This window comes from Exiguobacterium sp. A1_3_1, assembly GCF_048985645.1.
In the GTDB taxonomy this organism is placed as follows: Bacteria; Bacillota; Bacilli; order Exiguobacteriales; family Exiguobacteriaceae; genus Exiguobacterium_A; species Exiguobacterium_A indicum.
Genome location: NZ_WBYY01000184.1, coordinates 1 through 6,210, shown reverse-complemented (window position 1 = coordinate 6,210; position 6,210 = coordinate 1). Strand labels below are relative to the sequence as shown.

Sequence of the window (6,210 nt, the reverse complement as noted above, 5' to 3'; positions counted from 1 at the left end):
CCGTCAGGCGGCGAAAGCCGTGCGTGGGTTCGAATCCCACCGCCTCCTCCACTTCTTTTTTTTTACCCAAAAATAAATATAATCATGGAGTCGTACCCAAGTCCGGCTGAAGGGGACGGACTCGAAATCCGTTAGGGGTCGCAAGGCTCGCGTGGGTTCGAATCCCACCGACTCCGCTTTTTATGAAGCATCTCAATTCTGAGGTGCTTTTTTGTTGCATCGATTTCTTTGTGCGTGCTATGGTTGCCTACGTGAAAAACGAAGAAGAGGTGGACGAAATGAACGAACAAACAAAAGAATCGTTGCTTTCGCATTATGCGATGACGATGACATATGTAAAAGACTTAGAACAGATTTCAGAAGAGGCATGGCGAACATCGTATGCAGAAGGTAAATGGACGATTGCTGAGATCATCGGTCACTTATCACCATGGGATCGCTTCATGGTCGCAGAGCGCATCCCGTACTTGCTCGCGGGTGAACCATTCCGTGTCGCACCGGATAGCCAAGCCGTCAATGAAGAAGCGGCGAAGATGAGCCGTGAGCAGCAACGGATCTTGACGATCGATGAGTTTTTAGTCAGCCGTGACTTGTTGCGCCGTGCAGTCGAATTGATTCCGGAAGAACGCCTGCAGGACAAGGTCGTCATTAAAGACAAAGAACTGACAATCGGTCAGTTCCTCGGAGCAATGGCTCAACATGATCTACACCATATGGAACAAATCAATCAAGTAATTGGTTAATGCGAGGGAGATGCGACACGCGTCTCCTTTTTTTGCGCAAAAAAAGATCCGCCTAAGAGGCAGATCTGATCAGTTAGCGTGTATTGGCAATGCGAGCAACTTCAAGCTGCTTTTCAATCTTCGCGAGAATCCGGTCGATGGATTCTGGCTCGTTCAGTAAGTCGTATTCGTCGATCGACAAGCGGAGTACCGGGCAGATTGTGAAGTTATTGATCCAGTTCGTATAGCGTTCGTACATCTCTTCCCAATATTCGATTGGTGTCTGTTGCTCCATCTCACGTCCGCGAAGACGAATTCGTTCTAGTACTTGTTCGAACGAACCTTCAAGATAGATCAAAAGATCCGGATGTGGGAAGAACGGTGTCATGACCATTGCGTCAAACAAACTTGAATATGTTTCATAGTCCGTTGGAGACATCGTTCCTTTTTCAAAATGCATCTTAGCAAAGATCCCTGTATCTTCATAGATTGAACGATCTTGGATGAAACCACCACCGTATTGGAAAATCCGCTTTTGCTCCTTGAAGCGTTCAGCGAGGAAATAGATTTGGAGGTGGAAACTCCAACGCTCGAAATCATGATAGAATTTATCCAAGTAAGGGTTCGTATCGACTTTTTCGAGTGAAGTCCGGAAACCAAGGGCATCGGCTAATCCGTTTGTGATCGTTGATTTCCCGATCCCGACCATACCGCCGATCGTAATGACGGCATCTGCCGGGATGTTGTATTTTTCACGTAGCTTCAAGTTCATGCGTGGTTCGCTCCTTCATATAATTCGTTCCGGATCGTCGTCAAGACGTACTCGAGATCTTCTGGTCGCTTGACGAAGTCGAGAGCATCTCCGTCGAAACGGATGATTTTGACTTCCGGATGTTTGACTTGGTATTCCGTGACGAATGTCTCGTAATCCTCGGCTAATTGTTCGAGATAGGCACGTGACATATTTTCTTCGATTTCTCGTCCGCGCAGCGCAACACGTTTCATCAAGGTGTCGATACTTGCGTTCAAGTAGATGACAGCATCTGGTTTTGGCATGTCCGTCGTCAGGATCGAATAGATTTGTTCATACTTCTCAAGATGCTCTACCTTTAGAGAGCGGTGTGCAAAAATCAAGTTCTTAAAAATATGGTAATCAGCAACGACAGAGCGTTGTTTACTGAGGTAATGACGTTCGATATCATCGAGTTGTTTGAAGCGATTGCACAAGAAGAACATTTCCGTCTGGAAGCTCCATTCTTCGATATCTTCATAGAACTTTCCAAGAAAGGGATTTTCTTCGACGATTTCGCGTAACATAGAAAAAGAGAAATGGTGACTGATGGCGTTCGCAAGTGATGTTTTGCCTACACCAATCGGTCCTTCAACCGTTATGAACATATACAATGACCCTCCGTTCAGCAAAGTGCAATTTATATTTTAGCACAAAGAAGTACGACTTGCTGAAGTTTCAAAAGGAGAATTTTTTTAGAGTGAGGAGTATCGTCAATGGAACGACAGGAACACTATATGCGCCTTGCAATTGAAGAGGCGAAAAAGGCAGAAGCAATCGGTGAAGTTCCGATCGGATGTGTCATCGTCAAAGGCGATGAAGTCATCGCGACGGGGTACAATCACCGGGAAACGGATCAACAGGCGACGGCACATGCGGAGTTGATCGCAATCGAGGAGGCTTGCCGAAAGCTCGGGAACTGGCGACTTGAAGGGTGCGAGTTATACGTGACACTCGAACCGTGTCCGATGTGTGCGGGAGCCATCATGCTGTCGCGAATTGAACATGTCATCTTTGGTGCCGTTGATCCGAAGGGTGGGTGCTGCGGAACGCTGATGAACCTAGTGCAAGACGATCGGTTCAATCATGTCTCAGAGTTGACGAGCGGTATATTAGAAAAAGAGTGTGGTGAGATGCTAACGACGTTCTTTCGGGAACTGCGCGCGAAAAAGAAAGCGCGAAAGCGGGCAATGGGTTGCATCGCACCAGATGAAACAGTATAATGAAAAAGCACTGAAACAAGGTGCCACTAAAAATCGATAAACCATTTGCCGTGCTAGGTGGGGATGTAGCGGTTCCCTGTCACTCGCAATCCGCTATAGCGAGACTGAATTCCATGTCGAGGGATATGATTGGTGTGGTCTGCCTCACGTAAGTAGCGTTGACGTTTGAGTCCTACGCAACAGATACCCATGAACCAGGTCAGGTCCGGAAGGAAGCAGCCTTAAGTGGTGCTCTCTGTGTGTTGTAGGGGTGCTTGGACTGAGCAGGCTGCGTGAGTAACGCATGTTGAACATATTTCAGAATATGGTGCGCGGCAGTTTAATTTTTAAAGACAAGTCTACAGCCGGTTTCGGTTGTAGACTTTTTTAGGTAAAATAGAATGAGGAACTTAAAAAGAGGAGGCGCAAACTTGGCCTATCAAGCACTATACCGCGTGTACCGTCCGCAACGATTCGACGAAGTCGTTGGACAAGCGCATATCACCCGTACGATCCAAAATGCATTGATGGAGGGACGGATGTCCCACGCCTATCTATTTTCGGGTCCTCGTGGAACAGGAAAGACGAGTCTTGCCAAAATCATCGCTAAAGCGATCAACTGTGAGCATGCACCGGTCAAAGAACCGTGTAATACGTGCCCGACGTGTCTTGCGATCACAGAAGGATCAAGCCCGGACGTCTTCGAAATCGATGCCGCTTCCAATAACGGCGTAGATGAGATTCGGGAAATCCGGGATAAAGTCAAATATCCCCCTTCAGAAGCAGCCTATAAAGTCTATATCATTGATGAAGTGCATATGTTGTCGACAGGTGCCTTTAATGCCTTGCTCAAAACACTAGAAGAACCACCGGCGCACGCCATCTTCATCTTAGCAACGACTGAACCACATAAAATTCCGGCGACGATCATCTCGCGTTGCCAACGTTTCGATGTGAAGCGGCATGAAGTCGATCAACTCGTAGAGCGGATGCAATATATCTTAAAAGACCAATCGATCGAGTATTCGGATACGGCATTACGATTGATCGCCCGAGCGGCGGATGGTGGTATGCGTGATGCGCTGAGTCTACTCGACCAAGCGGTTGCTTTTTCGAATGGTGATCTAAATGATGCGGCTGTTCTTGAAGTAACAGGAGCAGTAGAAGATGAAGCATTACTGAACATTGCCCGTGCCTTACATGAACATCAAGTCGATCAGTTGTTACAGACGCTTGAAACGATGCAGCGAGCGGGGAAAGATCTAAAACGTTTCGTGGAGGATCTCGTCTTCTTTTACCGAGACACGTTGTTGTTGAAAGCCTCGCCTACAGCTGTCGATTTGCTAGAGCGTGCGCGCCCGACGGATGAGTTCAAACAATTCGTTGAATCGATTGAAGCAGAGACGTGCTTTACGATCATTGATCAGTTACATGACTGCCAACAACAGATGCGGTTGACGAATCATCCGCGAGTCCTCGTTGAGATTGCCTTCATTCAAATTGCGGAACAGGGGAGAACAACGGGACAGATCGTCCAATCGTTGCAACAGGAAGTCCGCGAAATGAAAGAACAGATGCACCAATGGAAGTCGAATGGTGTTCCAGCACAAGAAGCGGCTGCACCACAAGCGCAACCGAAGCGGAAACAAGGACGACCAACCGTTCGAATCGCCAAAGAGCGGATTCGCCAAATGCTAGAGCGAGCAGAGAAAGCGCAATTGCGCGAGATTCAAGAACGCTGGGATCACATCTTAAAATGGATTTTAAAAGAAGATGGTCCCATCTACTCGTTACTCCATGAGAGTAAACCGGTTCTTTGTTCAGCGGATACGTTGCTGATTGAATTCGATGACGGTAAAGGATGGCACTTTGAGCAGGTCATGACGAATGAACGAACACGTTTCGTGATTGAAGAAGCGCTGTATGAAGTATGCGGCGTCAAACGCGAAATTTTAGCGATTCTCTCAAAGGATTGGCATGAACTGAAGGCAGAGTTTGTTGCTAAGCGAAATAGTAGTAGTATAGAAGAGAAGGAAACAAAACAAGAATCGGAGAGCGATCAGTTATTGTCCGAGACGCTTGGTCGTTTTGGTGATATCGTAGAGTTCGAAGATTAAATTCGAGGAGGAATACAGATGCGCGGAATGGGAAACATGAACAATATGATGAAGCAGATGCAGAAGATGCAAAAGGATATGGCGAAAGCACAAGAAGAACTAAAAGACTTAACAGTGACAGGTACAGCAGGCGGAGAAATGGTCTCAGTCGTCGCTGATGGTCATAAAAATATCGTAGATGTCATCATTAAAGAAGAAGTCGTTGATCCAGATGATGTTGAAATGATTCAAGATCTCGTCTTAGCTGCAACAAACGATGCTTTGAAGAAGGTCGATGAACTCGTAGCAAGTAAAATGGGGAAATTCACACAAGGTATGAATCTGCCGGGAATGTTTTAATTCGTAGGAGGAAACCACTTGCAATATCCTGAAGCGATTAGTCGTTTGATCGAAAGTTTTACGAAACTGCCGGGGATTGGTCCGAAGACAGCAGTTCGTCTAGCGTTTCATGTCCTTGATATGGAAGAGGACGATGTCTTGATGTTCGGAAAGGCATTGGTCAGCGCGAAGCGCGACATTGCCTACTGTAGTGTCTGCGGGAATATCACGGATCAAGATCCTTGTTATGTATGTACAGATAAACACCGAAACCGTACGATTGTCTGTGTCGTCCAAGATTCAAGGGATGTCATTGCAATGGAAAAGATGCGAGATTACCAAGGGTTGTATCATGTCTTGCATGGAGCAATCAGTCCAATGGAAGGAATCGGTCCAGAGGATATCAATGTATCTAGCCTACTGACACGTCTTCAAGCGGACGAAGCGATTACGGAAGTCATCTTAGCAACTAATCCGAATATCGAAGGAGAAGCGACAGCGATGTATCTATCGCGTCTCTTAAAACCGACGGGTATTCGGATCACTCGAATTGCCCATGGTCTTCCGGTTGGCGGAGATCTTGAATACGCAGATGAAGTGACGTTATCTCGTGCAATGGAGGGACGTCGCGAACTATGAGTTGGTTTCGAAAGAAGATTCGCAGTGAGTACGACCAGCGTTTGTTAGAAGAATTAGCAAAAGCAAAAGAAGATTATTTGATGAAGCGTCATCTCTTAGAAATCAGCTATGATGACTATGGTGATTTAGAAGCACAAATGAAGTTAGCGGAATCACTGTATTTCTTCTATATAAGCGAAGCAAAAAGAAGACGCGTCTCATTGATGATGAAGTAAACCGCAGCCATTCTTGTCTGCGGTTTTTACATGCTCTAAAAAAACTATAAGTTATTTTAATAAAGTAGTTGCACATGTCTAATTATCGTGATATATTAATTCATGTCCTTAAGAGGACGAGCGCTTACGGCAAACAAGTAAAAAACAATTTTAAAAAAGTTGTTGACTTCTTGTTTCAAACTTGGTATTCTAATTGAGTCGCCAAAA

The 6,210-nt window shown here is 45.9% G+C and carries 8 protein-coding genes, 1 tRNA gene and 1 other RNA gene; 8 read left to right on the top strand and 2 right to left on the bottom strand.

Going from position 1 to position 6,210, the window contains the following annotated elements:
* The first annotated feature begins 86 nt into the window (after positions 1 to 86).
* A tRNA-Ser gene (locus tag F8N00_RS15440) sits at positions 87 to 176 on the top strand.
* Between the two features lie 102 nt (positions 177 to 278).
* Entirely contained in the window at positions 279 to 743 is a 465-nt protein-coding gene (locus tag F8N00_RS15435) for a DinB family protein (protein WP_023469876.1), read from the top strand.
* 73 nt (positions 744 to 816) lie between these two features.
* Here the strand turns inward: F8N00_RS15435 and F8N00_RS15430 are convergent, their stop codons facing one another.
* Positions 817 to 1,494: a deoxynucleoside kinase gene (locus tag F8N00_RS15430; RefSeq protein WP_023469877.1), complete on the bottom strand. Its 678-nt coding sequence runs from the start codon at positions 1,492 to 1,494 to the stop codon at positions 817 to 819.
* Complete coding sequence (locus F8N00_RS15425) at positions 1,491 to 2,120, bottom strand: deoxynucleoside kinase (RefSeq protein ID WP_023469878.1); 630 nt, start codon at positions 2,118 to 2,120, stop codon at positions 1,491 to 1,493. Before F8N00_RS15425 ends, F8N00_RS15430 begins: the two co-directional genes overlap by 4 nt.
* 108 nt (positions 2,121 to 2,228) lie before the next feature.
* Here F8N00_RS15425 and tadA point away from each other — a divergent pair, with 108 nt between their 5' ends.
* The 6 genes from tadA (at position 2,229) to F8N00_RS15395 (ending at position 6,003) form a co-directional block, all read left to right on the top strand.
* Positions 2,229 to 2,735, top strand: a complete 507-nt coding sequence (gene tadA, locus F8N00_RS15420) for a tRNA adenosine(34) deaminase TadA (RefSeq protein ID WP_023469879.1) — start codon at positions 2,229 to 2,231, stop codon at positions 2,733 to 2,735.
* A gap of 48 nt (positions 2,736 to 2,783) precedes the next feature.
* An RNA gene (gene ffs / locus F8N00_RS15415) (signal recognition particle sRNA large type) lies at positions 2,784 to 3,050 on the top strand.
* A gap of 95 nt (positions 3,051 to 3,145) precedes the next feature.
* On the top strand, positions 3,146 to 4,831 hold the full coding sequence (gene dnaX, locus F8N00_RS15410) for a DNA polymerase III subunit gamma/tau (protein WP_023469880.1): 1,686 nt from the start codon (positions 3,146 to 3,148) through the stop codon (positions 4,829 to 4,831).
* Between the two features lie 18 nt (positions 4,832 to 4,849).
* Positions 4,850 to 5,170, top strand: a complete 321-nt coding sequence (locus F8N00_RS15405) for a YbaB/EbfC family nucleoid-associated protein (RefSeq protein WP_023469881.1) — start codon at positions 4,850 to 4,852, stop codon at positions 5,168 to 5,170.
* 18 nt (positions 5,171 to 5,188) lie between these two features.
* A complete protein-coding gene (gene recR, locus F8N00_RS15400) occupies positions 5,189 to 5,788 on the top strand; it encodes a recombination mediator RecR (protein WP_023469882.1) in 600 nt (199 codons plus the stop codon).
* Positions 5,785 to 6,003 carry a YaaL family protein gene (locus tag F8N00_RS15395; protein WP_023469883.1) on the top strand — a complete coding sequence of 73 codons (219 nt, stop codon included), beginning with the start codon at positions 5,785 to 5,787 and terminating at the stop codon, positions 6,001 to 6,003. The genes recR and F8N00_RS15395 overlap by 4 nt, the downstream gene beginning before the upstream one ends.
* Positions 6,004 to 6,210 lie beyond the last annotated feature (207 nt).

Excerpts from the sequence above, each read along its gene's own strand:
- F8N00_RS15435 (WP_023469876.1), top strand. The coding sequence starts at position 279 with ATGAACGAACAAACAAAAGAATCGTTGCTTTCGCATTATGCGATGACG.
- F8N00_RS15430 (WP_023469877.1), bottom strand. The coding sequence starts at position 1,494 with ATGAACTTGAAGCTACGTGAAAAATACAACATCCCGGCAGATGCCGTC.
- F8N00_RS15425 (WP_023469878.1), bottom strand. The coding sequence starts at position 2,120 with ATGTTCATAACGGTTGAAGGACCGATTGGTGTAGGCAAAACATCACTT.
- tadA (WP_023469879.1), top strand. The coding sequence starts at position 2,229 with ATGGAACGACAGGAACACTATATGCGCCTTGCAATTGAAGAGGCGAAA.
- F8N00_RS15405 (WP_023469881.1), top strand. The coding sequence starts at position 4,850 with ATGCGCGGAATGGGAAACATGAACAATATGATGAAGCAGATGCAGAAG.
- F8N00_RS15395 (WP_023469883.1), top strand. The coding sequence starts at position 5,785 with ATGAGTTGGTTTCGAAAGAAGATTCGCAGTGAGTACGACCAGCGTTTG.